Origin of the sequence: Streptomyces sp. NPDC101191 (genome assembly GCF_044767915.1) — a bacterium.
In the GTDB taxonomy this organism is placed as follows: Bacteria; Actinomycetota; Actinomycetes; order Streptomycetales; family Streptomycetaceae; genus Streptomyces.
The window spans coordinates 607,203-626,259 of the sequence record NZ_JBIWOU010000001.1 but is presented as its reverse complement, the minus strand read 5'-3'; the positions used below and the strand labels follow the sequence as shown (position 1 = coordinate 626,259).

The following is a 19,057-nucleotide window of genomic DNA, read 5'->3' as shown; positions in this document are numbered from 1 at the left end:
CATAGGATCTGATTGCCCATCAGGCGAGTGCCGCGGGACATGACGGTTGGTCGCGGCGGCGTCGGCCTGTCAGCGGTGGATCAGCGGCCTGCGGATCACCGGGTCGGTGCTGGTGGTCGTGGGTGACGCCGAGGAGCTGGGGCTGCTGCTTGGCGACTCGCTCGTCGGAGTGGCACTGGCGGATGCCTCGGTGTCGGTCCGGGTGGCGAGGAGAACGGTGTCGCCGCGGTTCAACTGCGTACCGGCAGATGGGAGGGTTGCGATCACGGTGCTGGTGCCGGCGGCACTGGAGCGGGGAGTGAGTGCGATGTTCAGGCCCAGCTCGGCCAGGTCTGCTCTGGCTTGTGCGAGGGTCTTTCCGACCAGGTTTCCCGGGACGGCGACGGTTGGGGTCGTGGGCTCCGTCGATGCATGAGGGCTCATCGGGCCGGCGCCGCTGCTGGGGCGGGTGGTGCCTACCAGACCACTGGCGGAGGGCTCTGGCTCGGGCGAAGGGCTTGCGGAGGAGGAAGGCGAGGTCTGCGTGCTGGGACCGGTGGCGTGGGTCGCATCCGGAGCCGCAGCGATGACAGCAGTGACGACTGCGCCTGCGCCGAGAAGGGCCAACGCGACGAGGGCCGTCCGCTGGGGACCGCGGGACCCCCTGGAGGCCCTGAGCGCCGCTGTCGCCTGTTTCTCCGAAAAGGTGGGCGCTCCCGGGAGCGTAGTGTCCTGAGAAGGCGCGAAGTCGTGACTTCCAGGGGTGAGCAATGCGTCACGCATGGCCGCCGCGTCGGCGAACCGGTCGTCGGGGCTCTTGGCCATGGCGCGGACAAGAGCCGCCTGGACGTGCGGGGGCAGTTCCACCCCGAGGTCCCTCGGGGCCGGCGGGTCCTCGCACATGTGCTGGTAGGCGATGGCGAACGGGCTGTCCCCGGTGAAGGGCAGGCGGCCGGTGAGGAGCTCGTAGAGCATGCAGCCGGTCGAGTAGAGGTCGGAGCGGGCGTCGACGGGCCGGCCCTGGGCCTGCTCGGGGGACATGTACGCGGTGGTGCCGACCGAGATGCCCGTGCCGGTCACGCTCGTGTCGTGCCCGTCGGAGATGTGGGCGATCCCGAAGTCCATGACCTTGACCGACCCGTCGGCGGTGATCATGACATTGGCCGGTTTGATGTCCCGGTGGACCAGCCCGGCCGCGTGGGCGCAGGCGAGTGCTTCCAGCGTTCCCGCGACCCAGGCGACCGCTTCCTGCGTCGAGGGTGGGGCCGACCTCAGCCGTTCGGCGGCCGTGTGTCCGGGAACGTACTCCATGACCAGGAAGGGACGCGGGGGCGCTGTCGGAAGCCAGCCGGCGTCGTAGACGGCTGCGACGCACGGGTGGTTGAGGGAGGCGGCCGCGCGGACCTCGCGCTGGAAGCGGCTCTGGGCGACGGCGTCGAGGGCGAGCTGGGTGTGCAGCAGCTTCACGGCGACCGCGCGGCGCAGGACCAGGTCGTCGGCCAACCAGACCTCGCCCATGCCGCCGCGGCCGATCATCTCGCGCAGCGCGTACCGGTCGCCGATCAGGCCGGCCCACGCGTCGTAGAGGGGGTACTGCATGACGGTACCTGCGGTCCTTCGGAGGGTCGGGCTGACGGGGAGGGTTGCGGTGGTGCCCGGCACGGACTGCCGGAAGCCGCGTGGGGCTGTCTCCCACTCGGCGACGGGAGGAGATCGCACGGGTCCACCGACTCTCGTGCGACGCCTCGGACAGCGCCATCCGGGTGAACGAGAGCGGCTGAGGTGCGCCCTTGCTGCGGCGGGCGGCACCGTTCGGAGCCGAAGGCCTTGTGCGACCAGAGGTCTGCGGGACATCCGGTCGCCGGCGATTCAGTCCGACGTCGGCGGTGTCTTCGGCGCGCGGAACAGACACCCGACGGCTGCGGCGAGAACGATGACGCCGACGGCGACGAGCGAGGCGGACAGGCCGTCCATGAAGGCGGACTTGACGCCGTCCGCCAGTGCCGCGCCCCGGGCACCGAGCTGATCGGCGACGTGCAGGCCCGCCGCGGCGGAGTCGCGTGCGGCCTCGGCGGCTTCGGGGGGAAGCCGGTCGAGGGAGTCGGGCAGGTTCGAGCGGTAGTGGCTCCCGTAGATCGAGCCCATCAGGGCGATGCCGACGGCCGAGCCGACCTCGCGGGTGGTGTCGTTCATCGCGGAGGCGACTCCCTGCTGGCCGCGGCCGAGCGAGCCGGTGATGGCGGAGGTGCCCACGGCTCCGGACAGGCCGATGCCGAAGCCCGCCAGGACGAGTCCGCCGAGGAACGGCAGGTAACCGGAGCCGACGTCCAGCCGGGAGATGACGAACAGTCCGGCGCTCAGCAGGAGCAGCCCGACGGTCATGGTGACCTTCATCCCGACCCGTCGCACCAGGTGGGGGGTGGCTTGGGAGGTGGGGAGGACGACGACGGCGACGGGTACGAGGGCCGCGGCGGCCTTGAGCGGGCTGTAGCCGAGGATGAGTTGCAGGTACTGCAGGCCGACGAAGAAGAACCCGAAGACGGCCATGAACTGTACGAGGACGACGATCGCCCCGGCCCGGAAGCCGCGGATGCCGAACAGCGCGGGATCGAGCAAAGGGTGCTCACGCCGCAGGCCGAGCCAGGCGTACGCGGTGAAGGCCAGCACCGTGACCACGAGGGCGGCGATCACGACAGGCTCCGTCCAGCCCCGCTCGTTGCCTTCGATGATGGCGAAGACGAGGGTGCCGATCCCGACGGCGGTGCAGACGGCCCCGGGCACGTCGGGCGGGGAGGGGTGTTCGTCCTTGGTGTCGGGCGCCAGGAGGAGGGCGGCGACGGCGGCCAGGAGGGCGACCGCGGCGCTGGTGACGAAGATCGACCGCCATGAGAACCACTCCAGCAGGGCCCCCGCGGCGAGCATGCCGATGATGGCTCCGGCGGCGGCGAATCCGGACCAGGTGGCCACGCCCTTGACGCGCTGCTCGGGAGGGAAGGCGGCGGTGATCGTGGACAGGGTGCCCGGCATGATCATCGCGGCCCCCAGGCCCATGACGACTCGCCAGACGATGAGCGTGGTCGTGGAGTCGGCGAAGGAAGCGGCCAGGGATGCGGCGCCGAAGACGACGGTGCCCGCGACGAGGACGTTGCGGCGCCCGATGCGGTCGCCGATGGCACCGAGGGGCAGGACGAGCGCGGCCAGGGCGACGGTGTAGCCGTCGGCGATCCAGGTCAGCGAGGCGTTGGTGGCCGACAGGTCGATGGCGAGGTCGGGCAGGGCGAGGTTGAGCGCGGAGACGGAGGCGACGACGAGGACCAGGGACAGGCACATGGCGAAGAGGACGCCGTTGTGGCCGGCCCGGCCGGTCGCGACGGCGTCCTGCCGGCCTTCGGGCTGGTCGTCGGAGGTGCGGTGGGGGCTGGTGGACATGAGGAACTCGTCTCAGTCGTTGCCGGGCTGGAGCAGTTTGAAGACCAGGCGCGCGGCGGAGCGCTGCACCGCGTGGCGCAGGCGCACCGGGGCCGGCAGGGCCGGGGGCGGCGTCGGGGGAGTGGCCGCCAGGCGGGGGAAGAGCGCTTCGGCGTTGGTGCGGTTGACGGCCTTGAGCGTGGCCGTGTCGACGTTGCCGTCGAGGCCGCCCGCGAAGTACTGCCCGGCGGGAGTGGGGGCGAAGGGCCAGTCGCTGCCGAAGAGCACGTGTCCGGGGCGGGCGAAGGCGAGCAGGGTGGGCAGGGCGGCAGGGCTGGAGGACAGGGCGGTGTCGAAGTGGAAGGAGCGGAAGTCGTCCAGTACGTCGAGCGGGCTGCGCGCGGTGTCATTGGCGATGGTGAGGGCCATGCGGTGTGAGGAGTACGGCACGAAGCCACCGGCGTGGCTGAGGATGAACCGAATCCTCGGGTAACGCCGCAGGATGCCGTTGCGGACCAGGAGATAGGCGGCGCGGGTGGTGTCCAGAAGGAAGTCGGCGGCGAAGGCGGGAATGCCGTCGACCGGGGGAGCGGGCAGCTCGGCCGGGTGTATGAAGACCACCGCGCCACGGTCGTTGAGCGTCTGCCACAGCGCGTCCTGGCCGTCCACGCCGAGGTAGGTGCCCCGGTTGTTGGCGAGCAGGGTGACGCCGTCGGCGCGCAGCTCGTCCAGTGCGCGCGCGGCCTCGGTGGCCGAGGCCGCGGCGTCGGGCATGGGCAGGGTGGCGAAGAAGCCGAAGCGGCCGGGGTGGTCGGAGACCAGGGCCGCGGAGTGGTCGTTGAGGCGTCGGGCCAGGTCGGCGGCCTCGGCGGGTGCAGTGAGAAAGCCGGTGCCGGGCGTGGAAACGGAGAGGATCGACGTGGTAGTGCCGAGCAGGTCCATCAGTTGCAGGGCGGACTCGGGGTTCCAGGCGGGCAGGGCGCGGCCGCCGGCGTCGGCGATGCCGGCCTCGGCGAGCTCGTCGCGGTAGAAGTCGGGCACCACATGCTGGTGGACGTCGATGCGCTGTGCCGAAGGGGACATGAAGGGGCCTTTCATGCGTTCTACGGGTTATGGCGGGGAGTGCTTCCGGCCGGCGCCCGTGCACTGTCGACCCACCCGGCGCTCCGGGCATCGGGGTCCAGGGCGGCGAAGGAGTCCGGTCCGGCGGTGGCGCAGGGCCTGTGGATGACCGGAAGAAGAGATCGGGGAGGGATCGGACGGTCAGGGAGTCGCCAGTGTGGTTCGCGACGTCTCAGAGGGGACGGGCCGTCGTCAGATGAAAGACACCGACACGGAGCCGAGCGCTCCGAAACCTGCCTCTGCCTTCTGGCCGACGCCGATGAAGGGGGCTGTGGTTAGCGCCGGGCAGGATCGCGTACCCGGCCTCCAGTCTTTTGCCGTAGGCGGCGAGAGCGTTGGCCGGCCAGGCGACTGCGGCGGCCGGATGGCCCATGACTTCCTTGCTGCTGCCGGTCGCCACGCGGCTTCCGTCGACGAGCAGGTCCACGTTCACCGCCGCGAGGTCGGGTGCGTAGGCCATCGGCGTCCAGGAGCCGCGGACCGGTCCCGCGGAGCCGGCGTTGTCCGCGAGGGCGTCGGCCGGAGCGATCCGCCAGTCGCGGATGCGGCTGTCGACGATCTCCAGGGCGGGCGCGACCGCATCGGTGGCGGTCAGGACGTCACTGATGGTCACGCCGGGGCCGCGCAGCGTCCGGGCGAGGCGGAAGCAGATCTCGGGTTCGACGCGTGGGGCACAGTACCGGGCGGCGCGTACCGTCCCGCCGTCGCGATGGACCATGTCGTCCAGCAGATGACCGAAGTCCGGCTCGTATACGCCGAGGAGCTCCCGCATCGGGACCGAGGTGAGACCGACCTTGTGGCCGATCACCGTCGACCCGGAGGTCAGGTGGCGGGCGACGTTGTCCTGCTGGACGGCGTAGGCATCGGCGCGATCGAGACCGGGCCACGTCGTGGTGAGCGGTTCGACGGGCGCCGTGCGGTGTTCGGCCTCGCGTAGGAGTCGGGCGGCCTCCATGCGTCGCCGGGTGGCCGTCGGCCTCATGTCCTGCTCCTCGCCGCCAGACGTGTCGCCGCCTCGTAGACCAGCTGGGCGTGCAGTTCGAACATCGCCACGAGGTCGACGTCGTCACCATTGATCTCCCGCTGGACGAAGAGCCCGTCGGCGCCCGCGACGGCGTAGGTCGTCAGGGCGTGCACGGACTCCTCGTCGAGGTCCGGGACGAGTGCCTGGGCCATTTCGGCGATCTTGGCGCGCGCGATGTCGCGGACCTGGAGGAACACCGTCCGGCCGCGGGGTTCGGCAGGACGCCGTTCCAGCGCGAGCATCAGGCCGAGACGGAGGAAGTCGGGGGCGTCGATCAGCGACTTCCCCACGTTTCCCGCCATGGCGGTGACCCGTTCCAGCGGGGTCCCCGTCTCTTCGCTCGGAAGCTCCACGGCGGCGAGCCACGTCTCGAAGCTGCGCTCGATGACTGCGGCGATCAAGTCGTCCTTGTCCTTGAAATGCCAGTAGATCGAGCTGGCGGGCAGTCCGCATTTGGCGCTGACGGCCGCGATGGAGGTGCCTTCGTACCCTCGCTCGCCCGCGATCTCCACGGCGGCGTCGAGGATGCGCTGCCGCGACTCCACTCCGTTCGCGCGCTTCTTGCGGGTCGTCTGCGGCTTCGTCATGGCAGGTGCCCCTCTGGTGTGCGCTTCTCGCCGGCTGCTTGACCCTATCCGGCAATGAGCCTACCGTAGCACTCGTTCCAATTGGAGTGAACACTACGGTAAGAATCGTGCAGCGCGATCGACAGTGAGGTGGCCTGATGAGCGAGACCGCGGCCGGGGTAGAGGCCGAGGACAGTGCCTACGACGTGGCGGTGATCGGTTACGGGCCCACGGGCGTGACCGCGGCGAACCTGCTGGGCGCGATGGGGCTGCGCGTCGTCGTCCTGGAGCGGGATGCCGAGATCTTCACGCGCGCCCGGGCCATCTCCACCGACGAGGAGGTCGTCCGCATCTGGCAGCGGATCGGACTGGCCGAACGCCTCAAGCAGGACATGCTGACCGAGCGGCCGGTGGACTTCGTCGACGCCGACGGCCGTACGTTCCTCAGCGCCTCCCCCACATCACGCGGCCACGGCCACCCACCGCAGATGTTCATCTACCAGCCGGCCCTCGAGCAGGTCCTGCGTGACGGTGTCGACCGCTACCCGAACGTGAAGATCCTGCTGCGCCACGAGTGCCTGCGCCTGCGCCAGGACGCCGCCGGGGTGGAGCTGACCGTGGTCGGCACGGCCGACGACTCGGTCCACCGGCTGCGCGCCTCCTACGTGATCGCGGCCGACGGCGGCTCCAGCCTCACCCGCGCGCAGCTGAACGTCGGGTACGAGGGGCGGACGTACGAGGACCGCTGGATCGTCATCGACACCAAGATGCTCCAGCCCTGGCCCGACCACGACAAGCTGCGCTTCCACTGCGACCCGGCCCGCCCGGCCGTCGACTGCCCGACCCCACTGGACCACCACCGCTACGAGTTCCCCCTCCTGCCCGGGGACGACGAGAAGCAGCTGGTCACCGAAGACGCCGTGTACCGGCTGATCTCCCGGTACGGGATCGGCCGCGACAGCATCAAGGTCCTGCGCGCCACCGTCTACAGCCACCACGTCCGGTTCGCCTCGCGCTTCCGCGTCGGCCGGGTGTTCCTCGCCGGTGACGCCGCGCACGCCATGCCGCCGTGGATCGGCCAGGGCATGGCCGCCGGCGTGCGGGACGTGGCCAACCTCTGCTGGAAGCTGAACTCCGTCATCCACGGTGAACTGCCCGAAAGCGTCCTCGACAGCTATGAGACCGAGCGCAAACCGCACGTCAGGGAGGTCACCAGGCGAGCGGTGTTCGTCGGCCGCATGATCACTGAACGTCGGCGCCCGGTCGCCCGTGTCCGCAACGGTGCCCTGCGCGCCCTGGACCGCATACCGGGCTTCGGCGACTGGCTGCAGGACTCGAACTGGATCCCCGTGGCCCGCTACGACGACGGCCTGCAGGCCGGCCCCCGTACCAAGGCGACCGGGCACCAGATTCCGCAGCCCTGGGTGACCGGTTCCGACGGGAAACGCGTACGGCTGGACGACGCGCTCGGCGGCCGCTGGCTGCTGCTGCATCTCGGGCTGCCCACCACACAGCGCGCGTGGGAGCGCCTCGGCGTCGAGTCGCTGGCCGTTCTGCCGGTGGGCTCGCGCCCGGCCGACGGCGCGGTCGTCGACAGTGAGGGCGTCCTGCTCCCCTGGCTGGCCGAGCGCGGTGTCACCACCGTGGCCCTGCGCCCCGACGCCTACGTCTACGCCGCCGCCCCCGCCGGTGCCCCGCTCCCGCCTCCTCCGGCCGGATTCGCCCCCGCGTCACGGCCGGCCACGACCACCGCTCAGTGAGGACCACCATGACCGCACCCACCGAAGTCCCCGCGATGCGCGAGCGCCTGCTCGATGTCGACGGCAAGAAGATCTTCGTCGCCGAGGCGGGGCAGGGAGCGCCCGTCCTGCTGCTGCACGGCGGCGGCCCCGGCGCATCCGGCGTCTCCAACTACAGCCGCAACATCGCGGAGCTGGCCAAGGAGTTCCGGGTCATCGTGCCCGACCTGCCCGGTTACGGCCGCAGCAGCAAGGGCATCGACCTCGCCGACCCCTTCGGCGCCCTGGCCGTCGGCATCCGCGGCGTGCTCGACCAGCTCGGCCTGGAGAAGGCCCACTTCGTCGGCAACTCCTACGGCGGTGCCTGCGCCCTGCGCCTCGCGCTTGACACCCCCCAGCGGGTCGACCGCATGGTGCTCATGGGCCCCGGCGGCATCGGTACCACCCGCGCGCTGCCCACGCCCGGCCTGAACAGTCTCCTGAACTACTACACGGGGGACGGGCCCTCGCGGCCGAAGCTGGAGAAGTTCATCCGCGACTACCTGGTCTTCAACGCCGCCCACGTACCCGACTCGATCATCGACGCGCGCTACCGGGACAGCATCGACCCCGAGGTCGTCGCCGCCCCGCCGCTCAGGCGCCCGAAGTCGCCGCGCGCGCTGTGGAAGATGGACTTCACCCGCGACAAGCGCCTGAACCGGCTGGCCGTGCCCACCCTGGTGCTGTGGGGCGCCGCGGACAAGGTCAACCGGCCGTCGGGGGGCCGGATGCTGGCCGAGCGCATGCCCAACTGCGACCTGTACGAGGTCGCCAACACGGGGCACTGGGTGCAGTGGGAGCGCGCAGAGCTGTTCAACCAGCTCTGCGCCGACTTCCTGGCGGGCCGCCGATGAACACCACCCCCTCGGTCTTCGGCTCCGTCCACCTCGGGTACGTCGTCGTCGAGTCCAACCGCTTCGCCGACTGGCGCCGGTTCGGCACCGACGCCATCGGCATGCACCACGACGACATCTCCCGTGACGTGATGCGCTTTCGCCTCGACGACCACGAGTGCCGCTTCCTGTTCCGGCGCGGCCCCGCCGAGGACGTGGTGGCGATCGGCTGGCACATCGACGACCACGCCTCCTTCGAGCAGATCGAGACCCGCATCCGGGCCCACGGCGTCCCTGTCGTGCGGGGTTCCGACGAAGAGGCGGCCCTGCGCGGCGTGGAACGCCTGCTGCGTTTCCCCGGCCCCAAGGGCCTCGTGCAGGAGATCTACACCACCCCGGTCGTCTCGTCCGAGCCACTGCGGATGCTCGCCTCCGGCTGGGTCACCGGCGACTCGGGCATGGGACACGTCGCGATCACCTCCGCCAAGCCCACCCTGATGCGCGGCTACTACCACACGGTCTTCGACGCCCGCCTGACCGACTACATCGACGAGACGATCAGCGGCGTCAAGCTCAAGATCCGCTTCCTGCGCGTCAACGAACGCCATCACTCCATCGCGATCGCCGCCGTCCGAGGCCTGCCGATCGACCCGATCCGCACCCGCGTCCAGCACCTCAACATCCAGGCCGACAGCCTGGACGACCTGGCCCACAGCTACGAGCGCGTGCACGAACTCGGCTTCGACATGGCCCTGTCGGTGGGCCAGCACACCAACGACAAGGAACTCTCCTACTACGCCCGCACTCCCTCGGGCTTCGAGTGGGAGGTCGGCTGGAACCCCCTCGTCATCGACGAGAGCACCTGGGAGCCCTCCACCCACCAGGGCATCAGCATCTGGGGCCACAAGCCCGTCGGCCAGACGATCGTCGACAAGCTCGACCAGTTCCGGCTCGGCGCCCGTTCCCTCGTCCGGCCGGAGAAAACCGTCCCCGCGCTCAGCGGCGCCGGCATCCCCGACGACTGACCCGGCACGGTCACCCCGCCGCCCGGCGGGGTGACCGTCCTCGCTCGATCCACGGCAGCGCGGCGGAACACCGCCGCCGGCCCTCTCGCCCGGTCGCACATCCCTCGCACTGGGGTTTCAACAGGCACCTGGCCTCGCGGCCTGATCACGGGCGAACTCCTGCGGGTCCGGCAATCCCGGACGCCCGCGGTTCCTCGTGCCTGCCCGTCGCCGTCCCGCACTGCTCCGGTCCGTCCGGCACGCCGCCCGTCGTGCTTCCCGTCACGGGACGCCGGGAACCGTGCTGCCGGGCCCCGGTGAGTGACCATCCACCTCGCGAGAGGATCCCCTTCATGTCCGTCCCGCCTCTCCGGCCCGGCAGCGGGCCCCCACCGTACGACCGGCCCCATGAGGCCGCCGGGAGCGCCCCGCGGCAAGTGCCCCGCACACTTTCCGAAGCGCGTCGGCGGTTCCTGGCAGCCAATGGCGCCGCCTTCCTGGTCTCCGCCGTGCTGTCCGGCACGGCCGGCGAGCTGTTCGCCACCCGTCCGGCGGGCACGATGCCCTTGGGCATCGTGTTCGGCGCTCTGCAGCTGACGGTGCTGCTGCTGTCCTCCTGGTGGTACGACCGCGCGCTCAGCCGCCATGTCGATCCACTCCTCGACCTGATGCGACGTCGTGCCGAACTCGCACACCCGTCACCGCCTCGGCCGGGCCCGGCAGGGGGCATGTCCCGATGGCCGCACTCGTCGCAGGGGAGGCGGAGATGACCGGGCTGTCGCTCGCCGCGGGGTTCACGTCGGTCTCGGGCAGTTCCGACGACCGGACGATGGTGCTGATCGGCTTCATGGCGTTCATCGTCCTGTCCCTGTTGTTGTGCGTTCTGGCCGGCCCCGAGGACGACACCGCGGCCGACTTCTACACCGGCAACCGGTCACTGACGCCGGTGCAGAACGCGCTGGCGCTCACCGGGGACTACATATCGGCCGCCACGCTCCTGGGCGTGTCCGGCCTGGTGGCCGTGGTCGGATACGACGGCATCTCCCTGGCGGTCAGCAGCTGCCTGGCCGTCGGGGTGTTCCTGCTCCTCGCCGGTCCGCTGCGCAATGCCGGCCGCTACACCCTGGGCGACGTCTTCGCGCTGCGTTCGCCGGGTTCGTCGTCCCGTATCGCCGCCGCCACGGCCACCTTGGCCGTCTGCCTGCCCTTTCTCGTCCTTCAACTGGCCGGAGCCGGCAGTGCCACGGCGCTGCTGCTCGGACTGACCAGTCTGGGAGCCGAACAGGTGTGTACCGTCTTCGTCGGAGCGCTGATGATCTGCTACGCGGTGCTCGGCGGCATGAGAGGGACGAGCCTCGTCCAGATCGTCAAGGTGGCCGTGGTGTTCACCACCATGGTGCTCCTCGCCCTTCTGGTACTGCGGCACCACGACTTCGACCCGGGCGCCCTGCTGACCGCGGCCGAGCGGGGGAGCGGGCTTCACGACCGCTACTTCGAACCGGGTCACGCCCTGGGGGACAGCGCGGTCGGCCGCCTCGACTTCCTGAGCCTGCAACTGTCCGTGGTCCTGGGCGGCGCGTGCATGCCACACGTCCTGATGAGGATCAACTCGGCCGCCGACGGTGCCACCGCCCGCCGAGCCACCCGCTACGCCATCGCCATCATGGCCGTCTTCTTCCTCTGCGTCGTCATCGCGGGACTCGGCGCCGCCGGCATCGTGGGAGGCCAGAAGATCCGCGCCGTCGACAGCACCGGCCAGACGGCCCTTTTCCTCCTGGCCGGGGAGCTGGGCGGCGGTACCTCCGGCCTCGCGGGCAACGTGCTGTACACCGCTGTCGCGTGCTCCGTCTTCGTCACCGTACTGGCGGTGGTCGCCGGCATCGCACTGAGCGCCGCGGCCGCCCTGGCGCACGACCTGCACGCGCACGTGGCACGCGGGGGACGCATGTCCGAGCGTCGGGAATTCCGATCGGCCAGATGGGCGGTAGGAGCCGTGGGCGGGCTCGGCATCTTCCTGGCGGCAATGGCCCAGGGACGGGACCTTCAGTCCCTGACCTATCTGGCACTCGCTCTCGCCGCCTCCACGGTCCTGCCCGCCTGTCTGTACGGACTGTTCTGGAGCCGGTACAACCGGACCGGGCTGCTGTGGACCGTGTACGGCGGCATTTTCTGCACGACCGTCCTGTACGCGTGCTCCCTCTCCTTCTCGGGCACGCCCACCTCGCTGCTGTCGGGACACGACTTCCACCTCATCGGGCTGCAGTCGACCGCCGTGATGGCCATTCCCGCGGGTTTCCTGCTCGGGTGGGTCGGCAGCGCCGTCGGACGGCGTGCACGGCCCGTGGAAGAAGCCGGGGCGGACCTCGGATGGCGTGAACGGGTTCTCGTCGGAGCGCGAGAGTAATGACGTGTGCCGCGGCCCGGCAGTTCGGCCGGGCCGCGGCCCATGCCGCGCACTCACCTACGGCAACAGAAGGGGCTCACCGTCGCCGGGCCCGGGCTCAAACCTGCTCGGCCCCGATCCTGGCGGCCAGTGCGGGGAACTGGGCCAGCGCGTTGGACCGCTCGACGGCCAGTCGCTCAGCAGGCGAGAAGGTCTCGTCCAGCTGTGGCGCGGGGTCTCCGGCCGCGAGGAACAGGGCGCTGGTGAACGGCCAGTCGGTGGCGAAGAGGACGTGCTCGGTTCCGGCCAGCTCGCGCACGGACTTCATCGCCTGGGGTGCCGGGGACAAGGCGGTGTCGTAGAAGAGCCTGCGGAAGGACGGGCTGCTGTCGTCCAGGCCGGCGGCCCCCACCTGCTGCGCGATCGCCGGGGTCAGGGTCAGCAGGCTGGTGCGGTAGGAGATGTACGGCAGGGTGCCGCCGGCGTGCGCGGCCAGCCACCGGATGCGCGGGTAGCGCCGGTAGACGCCCTTGTAGAGCATGTTGACCAGTGCGCGGGTGGTGTCGAACGTGAACTCGTACAAGAACGGCGGCAACCCGAGGTCCGGGTAGGTCTGCGGGGTCGAGGGGTGGATGAACACCATGGCGCCCAGGTCGTCGAGCGCCTTCATCAGCGGCGCGAACACGGGATCCCCCAGGTACTTTCCGCCGTAGCTGCTGAAGATGCCCACGCCGTCCATCTTCAGCTCTCGTACGGCTCGTCGAACCTCGGTGACGGCGTGGGAGACGTCCTGCTCGTCGACGGTGTCGCCCAGGGGCAGGACGGCGAATCCGCCGAAGCGGCCCTTCAGGCGCGCGGACGTCGTGTGGACCAGGTCCCGGCTCGTGTAGGTGTTCAGACGCTGTGCCATCGCCACCCGGTCCGCCGCGGAGGACAGGTAGGTGACGCCCGGCTCGGAGACGGAGACCACCTGGGTCTGGATGCCGTAGCGGTTCATGAAGTTCACCGCGAGGTCCGGGCTCCACGTGGGGACCGGCACGCCTCCGATGTCGGTGATGCCGTGCGCCGCCAGGTCCCGGCGGTAGAAGTCCGGAATCAGATGACAGTGCACGTCGATGCGGTCTCTGCCGCGGCGTACCGGAGCGCCGGAAGGGGCGTTGCCGGTCGCGGTCGCGGTCGCGGTCGCGGCCGCGGTCGCCGGCCAAGCGCCGAGGGCTGTCGCGGTGGCTCCCAGCGGCAACGCCGCCTTGAGCAGTCCGCGCCGTCTCATGCCGCGTGAGTCGGCTTGTCCTGGAGCAGCCATGAAAACACCTCACCGAAGGGGGGATGGGGGAAGGTGCGTCCGCTGGAGGATCCACGCGGACACCGGGCAGCCACAGGTGACCGGAGCGGCGGCGGTGGCCGCACCGGCTTCTTGTAGTGTTCACTACGGTGGCTGGAATGACCGCTACGGTAAGAGGGGCGGGGGTGGGCGTCAAGGATCGCGGCAGTGGTGATTCACGGAGGTGCGGGCCTGCCGGGTCCGCCTGCCACCCACGGGCCGGTAGCACTGTGCCCGGCTCAGGAGGAGGTGCCGCCCACCGATCCGCTGCCCGAGCGCAGCACGCGGGACAGGCCCAGAGCGGCTGTCCGCACGGCGGGTGCCAGTTGGGCGGGGTGGAACCGGCCACGCGGTACGGCGACGGACAGGGCGGCCACCGCCGTCGGCCCGTCGAAGACCGGCGAGGCGATGCAGTTGACGCCGAGGGCGGCCTCCTGCTCCTCGTACGCGAGACCGGAGACCTGGATCTGCTCCAGGGTGGTACGCAGCCGTGCCGGGTCGGTGACCGAGTGCGGGGTGAGACGGGGCAGGGGCCCGGCCAGCACCTCGTCCGCCAGCTCGGAGCCGGAGAAGGCCAGCAGTGCCTTGCCGACGCCCGTGCAGGTCAGGGGGAGGCGCCCCCCGATGCGTGAGGGCAGCGTCAGGGTCTGGTGGCCGTGGATCCGCTCGACGTAGACCACGTCGTGCCCTTCCCGGATGCCGAGGTGCACGGTTTCGTGGGTTGCCTCGAAGAGGTCCTGGAGGTACGGCAGCGCGGCCTCCCGCAGATCGAGCCGGCGTGGCACCAGTGAACCCAGCTCGAATAGCTTGCCGCCGAGCCGGTAGGTCTCTCCGGTGCGTTCGAGCAGACCGAGGCGCACCAGGTCGGCGCAGAGGCGGAACGCGGTCGTCTTGGTCAGTCCCGTGCGGGCGGTGATTTCCGTGAGACGGAACGTACCGCCGTCCGGGCGGAAGCAGTCGAGGACGGCAGCCGCCTTGTCGAGCATGTTCCCCTGCGCGCTGTTCCGTGTCATGGAACGTATTTTGCCGCCGCTCGAACCGTACGCCTATACCTGTCGTGGATCGACGGACGGCCACCGCCGCCTCTCCGACAGCCCACCACTCTCCGCCCGGAGGTACCCGCATGTTCGCTCCGCACCGACCCACCAGTGCCCGCCGGGGGCGACCGTGAGCCCACACAAGCCCGCCGACGCCGTGACCGAGGCGGCCGCCGTCCTGGAGGAGGCCGCCCGCACCGGCGTCCCATGCGCACCGGTGCGCTCGCTCCTGCCCGAAGCGGACATCGAAGCCGCGTACGCCGTGCAGCGTCTGCACGTGGAACGCGGGATCACCGCCGGGCGGCGGCTGGTGGGCCGCAAGATCGGCCTGACCTCACCCGCCGTGCAGCGGCAGCTCGGCGTGGACCGGCCGGACTTCGGCGCGCTGTTCGCCGACATGGCGGTGCCCGAGGGACAGCCGATCGCCCCCGGCCGACTCCTCCAGCCCAAGGTCGAAGCCGAGGTCGCCCTGGTCCTTGGCGCGGACCTGCCGCATCGCGACCCGACCGTCGCCGACCTGCTGCGCGCCACGGCGTTCGCGCTGCCCGCGCTGGAGATCGTCGACAGCCGCATCGCCGACTGGGACATCACCATCGTCGACACCGTCGCCGACAACGCCTCCTGCGGCCTGTACGTCCTGGGCGGCACCCCCGTCCCCCTGGACCGCGTCGACCTGCGGGCCGTGACGATGACCCTCGCCAAGAACGGCGAGACGGTCTCCGAGGGCACCGGATCCGACTGCCTGGGCAGCCCGCTCACAGCCGCCCTCTGGCTCGCCTCCACCCTCGCCGGCCTCGGCGACCCGCTGCGGGCCGGCGACATCGTCCTGACCGGTGCGCTCGGTCCGATGGCCGTCGCCGGCGAGGGAGACGAGTTCACCGCGCACATCGAAGGGCTCGGCACGGTCACGACCACGTTCGCGTCCACCGCCACGGAAGGAGCCGCGGCATGAGCACGAAGGTCGCCGTCATCGGATCGGGCAACATCGGCACCGACCTGATGATCAAGATCCTGCGGCTCTCCGACTCCTTGGAGATCGCCGCCATGGCCGGGATCGATCCCGACTCCGACGGCCTGGCCCGCGCCCGCCGCCTGAAGGTCGCCACCACCCACGAGGGCGTCGACGGCCTGGTGGAGCTGGACGAGTTCGCGGACGTCGAGATCGTCTTCGACGCCACCTCGGCCGGTGCGCACCGCCGCCACGACGAGGTACTGCGCTCGCTGGGACGCAGGGTCGTGGACCTGACGCCCGCCGCGCTCGGCCCGTACGTCGTCCCGCCGGTCAACGGCGACGACCACCTCGACGCACCGAACGTCAACATGGTCACCTGCGGCGGCCAGGCCACCATTCCGATCGTGGCCGCCGTCGCGGCCGTGACGCCCGTCCACTACGGCGAGATCGTCGCCTCGATCTCCTCCCGTTCGGCCGGCCCCGGCACCCGGGCCAACATCGACGAGTTCACCGAGACGACCTCGTCCGCCATCGAGAAGGTGGGCGGCGCCGCCCGGGGCAAGGCGATCATCGTCCTGAACCCGGCCGAACCCCCGCTGATCATGCGCGACACCGTGTACTGCCTGGTCGGCGAGTGCGACGACGCCGCGGTGACCGCTTCGGTGGAGGAGATGGTCGCCCGAGTCCAGGCGTACGTGCCCGGATACCGCCTCAAGCAGAAGGTCCAGTTCGAGCGCGTCGCCGGCGACGACCCCCTGCGCTCGCTGCTGCCCGCCGGCGCGCGGTCCACCGCAGCGAAGGTCTCGGTCTTCCTGGAGGTCGAGGGCGCCGCCCACTACCTGCCCGCCTACGCCGGGAACCTCGACATCATGACCTCGGCCGCCCTGCGCACCGCCGAGCGCATGGCCGCCGCGCAGCCCCTCACGGAGGTGGTCTCCCGATGACCGCGAACCAGCCCCCCGCCCTGTACGTACAGGACGTGACCCTGCGGGACGGAATGCACGCCGTACGCCACCGCTACACCGTCGACCAGGCCCGCACCATCGCCTCCGCGCTGGACGACGCCGGGGTCGCCGCCATCGAAATCGCCCACGGCGACGGCCTGTCCGGCTCCAGCATCACCTACGGCGTCGGCGCGCACACCGACTGGGAGTGGATCGAAGCCGTCTGCGACAGCGTGCGCCACGCGGTGCCCACCACGCTCCTCCTGCCCGGCATCGGCACCCTGCACGACCTGCGACAGGCCCACGCCCTCGGCATCCGCTCGGTCCGTGTCGCCACCCACTGCACCGAGGCCGACATCTCCGCCCAGCACATCGGGGCCGCCCGCGACCTGGGCATGGACGTGGCCGGGTTCCTGATGATGTCCCACATGGCCGAACCCGCCGAACTGGCCCGCCAGGCCCAGCTGATGGAGTCCTACGGAGCCCGGTGCGTCTACGTCACCGACTCCGGTGGCCGCCTGACCATGGACGGCGTCCGCGATCGCGTCCGCGCCTATCGCGACGTCCTCGCCCCCGACACGGGGATCGGCATCCACGCCCACCACAACCTGGGCCTGGGCGTCGCCAACTCCGTCGTCGCCGTCGAGAACGGTGTCACCCGCGTCGACGCCTCCCTCGCGGGTCAGGGCGCCGGAGCCGGAAACTGCCCGCTGGAGGCGTTCATCGCGGTCGCCGACCTGATCGGCTGGGAGCACGGCTGCGACCTGTTCCCCCTGATGGACGCCGCCGACGACGTCGTACGCCCCCTGCAGGACCGTGAAGTCCGCGTCGACCGCGAGACCCTCACCCTCGGCTACGCGGGCGTGTACTCCAGCTTCCTGCGCCACGCCGAGGCCGCCGCCCGCCGACACGGCCTCGACACGCGCGCGATCCTCGTCGAGGTCGGCCGGCGCAAGATGGTCGGCGGTCAGGAGGACATGATCACGGACATCGCCCTCGACCTCGCGGCCGGCTCCGCCGGCTGACCGGGAGTGGTCGGCGCCGATGACCCGTCGCCGTTCGACGGAGACGGCGCGAGCGCATTCGGCAGGGGGCGAGCCCCGCCGCACCACCAGCGGGAGGCGCCTGCCGGGCCTGAACCCGGGTCAGACGTCCCTCTGTGCCGCTAGAAGAACCCGAGCTTCTTGGGACTGTAGCTCTGCAGGATGTTCTTCGTCTGCTGGTAGTGGTCCAGCATCATCTTGTGGGTCTCGCGGCCCACGCCCGACTGCTTGTAGCCGCCGAAGGCCGCGTGGGCCGGGTAGGCGTGGTAGCAGTTGGTCCAGACACGGCCGGCCTGGATGGCGCGGCCGGCCCGGTAGGCGGTGGTGGTGTCGCGGGTCCAGACGCCGGCGCCGAGGCCGTAGAGGGTGTCGTTGGCCGTGTGGACGGCGTCGTCGAAGTCCGCGAAGGAGGTGACGGCGACGACCGGGCCGAAGATCTCCTCCTGGAAAACGCGCATCCGGTTGTCGCCCTCGAAGATCGTGGGCTGGACGTAGTACCCGCCCGCCAGATCGCCGTCGTACTCGATACGCTGACCTCCCGTCAGGACCTTCGCGCCCTCCTGCCGGCCGATCTCCAGGTACGACAGGATCTTCTTCAGCTGGTCGCCGGAGGCCTGGGCGCCGATCATCGTGTCGGTGTCCAGCGGGTGGCCGGGGACGATGCGTTCCGTACGGGCGATCGCCGCCTCCAGGAACTCGTGGTAGATGCCGCGCTGGACCAGGGCGCGGGAGGGGCACGTGCACACCTCGCCCTGGTTGAGCGCGAACATCGTGAAGCCCTCCAGGGCCTTGTCGCGGAAGTCGTCGTCCGCCGCCCACACGTCGTCGAAGAAGATGTTCGGCGACTTGCCGCCCAGCTCCAGGGTGACCGGCTTGATGTTCTCCGCCGCGTACTTCATGATCAGCCGGCCCGTCGACGTCTCGCCCGTGAAGGCGATCTTCGCCACGCGGGGGGAGGAGGCCAGGGGCTTGCCCGCCTCCTCGCCGAAGCCGTTCACGATGTTGACGACGCCCGGCGGCAGCAGGTCGGCCACCAGGCTCATCCAGAAGTGGACGGAGGCCGGCGTCTGCTCGGCGGGCTTCAGGACGACCGCGTTGCCCGCCGCCAGGGCGGGCGCCAGCTTCCAGACGGCCATCAGGATCGGGAAGTTCCACGGGATGATCTGCGCGACCACGCCCAGCGGCTCGTGGAAGTGATAGGCGACGGTGTCCTCGTCGATCTCGCTGAGCGCGCCCTCCTGGGCGCGCAGCGCGCCCGCGAAGTAGCGGAAGTGGTCGATGGCCAGCGGGATGTCGGCGGCCAGCGTCTCGCGCACCGGCTTGCCGTTCTCCCAGCTCTCCGCGACCGCCAGCGCCTCCAGCGACGCCTCCATGCGGTCCGCGATCCGGAGCAGGACCTGGGCGCGGTCCGCGGGAGGCGTGCGGCCCCAGCCGGGTGCCGCCGCATGCGCCGCGTCGAGCGCGCGCTCCACGTCCTCCTCGGTGCCGCGGGCCATCTCCGTGAACGGACGGCCGTCGACCGGGCTCGGGTTCTCGAAGTACCGCCCGCGGGCCGGCGCGACGTACGCACCACCGATCCAGTGGTCGTAGCGGGCAACGTACGACATGGGCGAACCCTCGGTACCTGGTGCGGCGTAACGGGTCATGAGCATGGCCTCCCTCG

Annotated in this window: 16 protein-coding genes; 8 read left to right on the top strand and 8 right to left on the bottom strand. The window is 70.8% G+C overall.

From position 1 onward, the window contains the following. Positions 1–69: 69 nt before the first annotated feature. The 5 genes from ACIRQF_RS02870 to ACIRQF_RS02850 form a co-directional block, all read right to left on the bottom strand. Entirely contained in the window at positions 70–1,578 is a 1,509-nt protein-coding gene (locus ACIRQF_RS02870; RefSeq protein ID WP_404088268.1) for a protein kinase, read from the bottom strand. A 270-nt stretch (positions 1,579–1,848) separates the two neighbouring features. Beyond that, positions 1,849–3,408 carry an MFS transporter gene (locus ACIRQF_RS02865; RefSeq protein ID WP_404088266.1) on the bottom strand — a complete coding sequence of 520 codons (1,560 nt, stop codon included), beginning with the start codon at positions 3,406–3,408 and terminating at the stop codon, positions 1,849–1,851. Between the two features lie 12 nt (positions 3,409–3,420). After that, on the bottom strand, positions 3,421–4,470 hold the full coding sequence (locus ACIRQF_RS02860) for an amidohydrolase family protein (RefSeq protein ID WP_404088264.1): 1,050 nt from the start codon (positions 4,468–4,470) through the stop codon (positions 3,421–3,423). A 211-nt stretch (positions 4,471–4,681) separates the two neighbouring features. After that, a complete protein-coding gene (locus ACIRQF_RS02855; protein ID WP_404088262.1) occupies positions 4,682–5,491 on the bottom strand; it encodes a 2-keto-4-pentenoate hydratase in 810 nt (269 codons plus the stop codon). Beyond that, positions 5,488–6,120, bottom strand: coding sequence for a TetR/AcrR family transcriptional regulator (locus ACIRQF_RS02850; RefSeq protein ID WP_359588728.1), 633 nt, complete (start codon positions 6,118–6,120; stop codon positions 5,488–5,490). The genes ACIRQF_RS02855 and ACIRQF_RS02850 overlap by 4 nt, the downstream gene beginning before the upstream one ends. Positions 6,121–6,257: 137 nt before the next feature. Between ACIRQF_RS02850 and ACIRQF_RS02845 the strand changes: the two genes are divergently transcribed. From ACIRQF_RS02845 to ACIRQF_RS02825, 5 genes are all read left to right on the top strand, one after another. Beyond that, entirely contained in the window at positions 6,258–7,859 is a 1,602-nt protein-coding gene (locus ACIRQF_RS02845; protein ID WP_404088260.1) for a bifunctional 3-(3-hydroxy-phenyl)propionate/3-hydroxycinnamic acid hydroxylase, read from the top strand. 8 nt (positions 7,860–7,867) lie between these two features. Next, positions 7,868–8,731 carry an alpha/beta fold hydrolase gene (locus ACIRQF_RS02840; protein ID WP_404088258.1) on the top strand — a complete coding sequence of 288 codons (864 nt, stop codon included), beginning with the start codon at positions 7,868–7,870 and terminating at the stop codon, positions 8,729–8,731. Then, positions 8,728–9,735, top strand: a complete 1,008-nt coding sequence (locus ACIRQF_RS02835; RefSeq protein WP_404088256.1) for a VOC family protein — start codon at positions 8,728–8,730, stop codon at positions 9,733–9,735. Before ACIRQF_RS02840 ends, ACIRQF_RS02835 begins: the two co-directional genes overlap by 4 nt. Positions 9,736–10,151: 416 nt before the next feature. After that, positions 10,152–10,484: a DUF485 domain-containing protein gene (locus ACIRQF_RS02830; RefSeq protein ID WP_404088254.1), complete on the top strand. Its 333-nt coding sequence runs from the start codon at positions 10,152–10,154 to the stop codon at positions 10,482–10,484. Then, entirely contained in the window at positions 10,451–12,118 is a 1,668-nt protein-coding gene (locus ACIRQF_RS02825) for a cation acetate symporter (protein ID WP_404088252.1), read from the top strand. The genes ACIRQF_RS02830 and ACIRQF_RS02825 overlap by 34 nt, the downstream gene beginning before the upstream one ends. Positions 12,119–12,215: 97 nt before the next feature. Here the strand turns inward: ACIRQF_RS02825 and ACIRQF_RS02820 are convergent, their stop codons facing one another. Together ACIRQF_RS02820 and ACIRQF_RS02815 are read right to left on the bottom strand one after the other, a co-directional pair. Further along, the gene (locus tag ACIRQF_RS02820) at positions 12,216–13,367 is read right to left on the bottom strand and encodes an amidohydrolase family protein (protein ID WP_404088250.1); all 1,152 of its coding nucleotides are present in this window, start codon (positions 13,365–13,367) and stop codon (positions 12,216–12,218) included. A 290-nt stretch (positions 13,368–13,657) separates the two neighbouring features. Further along, complete coding sequence (locus tag ACIRQF_RS02815) at positions 13,658–14,404, bottom strand: IclR family transcriptional regulator (RefSeq protein ID WP_404089494.1); 747 nt, start codon at positions 14,402–14,404, stop codon at positions 13,658–13,660. A 181-nt stretch (positions 14,405–14,585) separates the two neighbouring features. Here ACIRQF_RS02815 and mhpD point away from each other — a divergent pair, with 181 nt between their 5' ends. The 3 genes from mhpD to dmpG are packed head-to-tail and all read left to right on the top strand — an operon-like array spanning position 14,586 to position 17,376. After that, complete coding sequence (gene mhpD / locus ACIRQF_RS02810) at positions 14,586–15,407, top strand: 2-keto-4-pentenoate hydratase (protein ID WP_404088248.1); 822 nt, start codon at positions 14,586–14,588, stop codon at positions 15,405–15,407. Beyond that, the gene (locus ACIRQF_RS02805) at positions 15,404–16,351 is read left to right on the top strand and encodes an acetaldehyde dehydrogenase (acetylating) (RefSeq protein WP_404088246.1); all 948 of its coding nucleotides are present in this window, start codon (positions 15,404–15,406) and stop codon (positions 16,349–16,351) included. The genes mhpD and ACIRQF_RS02805 overlap by 4 nt, the downstream gene beginning before the upstream one ends. Further along, a complete protein-coding gene (gene dmpG / locus ACIRQF_RS02800; protein ID WP_404088244.1) occupies positions 16,348–17,376 on the top strand; it encodes a 4-hydroxy-2-oxovalerate aldolase in 1,029 nt (342 codons plus the stop codon). Before ACIRQF_RS02805 ends, dmpG begins: the two co-directional genes overlap by 4 nt. Positions 17,377–17,516: 140 nt before the next feature. Here the strand turns inward: dmpG and ACIRQF_RS02795 are convergent, their stop codons facing one another. Beyond that, complete coding sequence (locus ACIRQF_RS02795; protein WP_404088242.1) at positions 17,517–19,040, bottom strand: aldehyde dehydrogenase family protein; 1,524 nt, start codon at positions 19,038–19,040, stop codon at positions 17,517–17,519. Between the last annotated feature and the right edge of the window lie 17 nt (positions 19,041–19,057).

Excerpts from the sequence above, each read along its gene's own strand:
- ACIRQF_RS02870 (WP_404088268.1), bottom strand. The coding sequence starts at position 1,578 with ATGCAGTACCCCCTCTACGACGCGTGGGCCGGCCTGATCGGCGACCGG.
- ACIRQF_RS02865 (WP_404088266.1), bottom strand. The coding sequence starts at position 3,408 with ATGTCCACCAGCCCCCACCGCACCTCCGACGACCAGCCCGAAGGCCGG.
- ACIRQF_RS02860 (WP_404088264.1), bottom strand. The coding sequence starts at position 4,470 with ATGTCCCCTTCGGCACAGCGCATCGACGTCCACCAGCATGTGGTGCCC.
- ACIRQF_RS02855 (WP_404088262.1), bottom strand. The coding sequence starts at position 5,491 with ATGAGGCCGACGGCCACCCGGCGACGCATGGAGGCCGCCCGACTCCTA.
- ACIRQF_RS02850 (WP_359588728.1), bottom strand. The coding sequence starts at position 6,120 with ATGACGAAGCCGCAGACGACCCGCAAGAAGCGCGCGAACGGAGTGGAG.
- ACIRQF_RS02845 (WP_404088260.1), top strand. The coding sequence starts at position 6,258 with ATGAGCGAGACCGCGGCCGGGGTAGAGGCCGAGGACAGTGCCTACGAC.
- ACIRQF_RS02840 (WP_404088258.1), top strand. The coding sequence starts at position 7,868 with ATGACCGCACCCACCGAAGTCCCCGCGATGCGCGAGCGCCTGCTCGAT.
- ACIRQF_RS02835 (WP_404088256.1), top strand. The coding sequence starts at position 8,728 with ATGAACACCACCCCCTCGGTCTTCGGCTCCGTCCACCTCGGGTACGTC.
- ACIRQF_RS02825 (WP_404088252.1), top strand. The coding sequence starts at position 10,451 with ATGGCCGCACTCGTCGCAGGGGAGGCGGAGATGACCGGGCTGTCGCTC.
- ACIRQF_RS02820 (WP_404088250.1), bottom strand. The coding sequence starts at position 13,367 with ATGAGACGGCGCGGACTGCTCAAGGCGGCGTTGCCGCTGGGAGCCACC.
- ACIRQF_RS02815 (WP_404089494.1), bottom strand. The coding sequence starts at position 14,404 with ATGCTCGACAAGGCGGCTGCCGTCCTCGACTGCTTCCGCCCGGACGGC.
- ACIRQF_RS02805 (WP_404088246.1), top strand. The coding sequence starts at position 15,404 with ATGAGCACGAAGGTCGCCGTCATCGGATCGGGCAACATCGGCACCGAC.
- dmpG (WP_404088244.1), top strand. The coding sequence starts at position 16,348 with ATGACCGCGAACCAGCCCCCCGCCCTGTACGTACAGGACGTGACCCTG.
- ACIRQF_RS02795 (WP_404088242.1), bottom strand. The coding sequence starts at position 19,040 with ATGACCCGTTACGCCGCACCAGGTACCGAGGGTTCGCCCATGTCGTAC.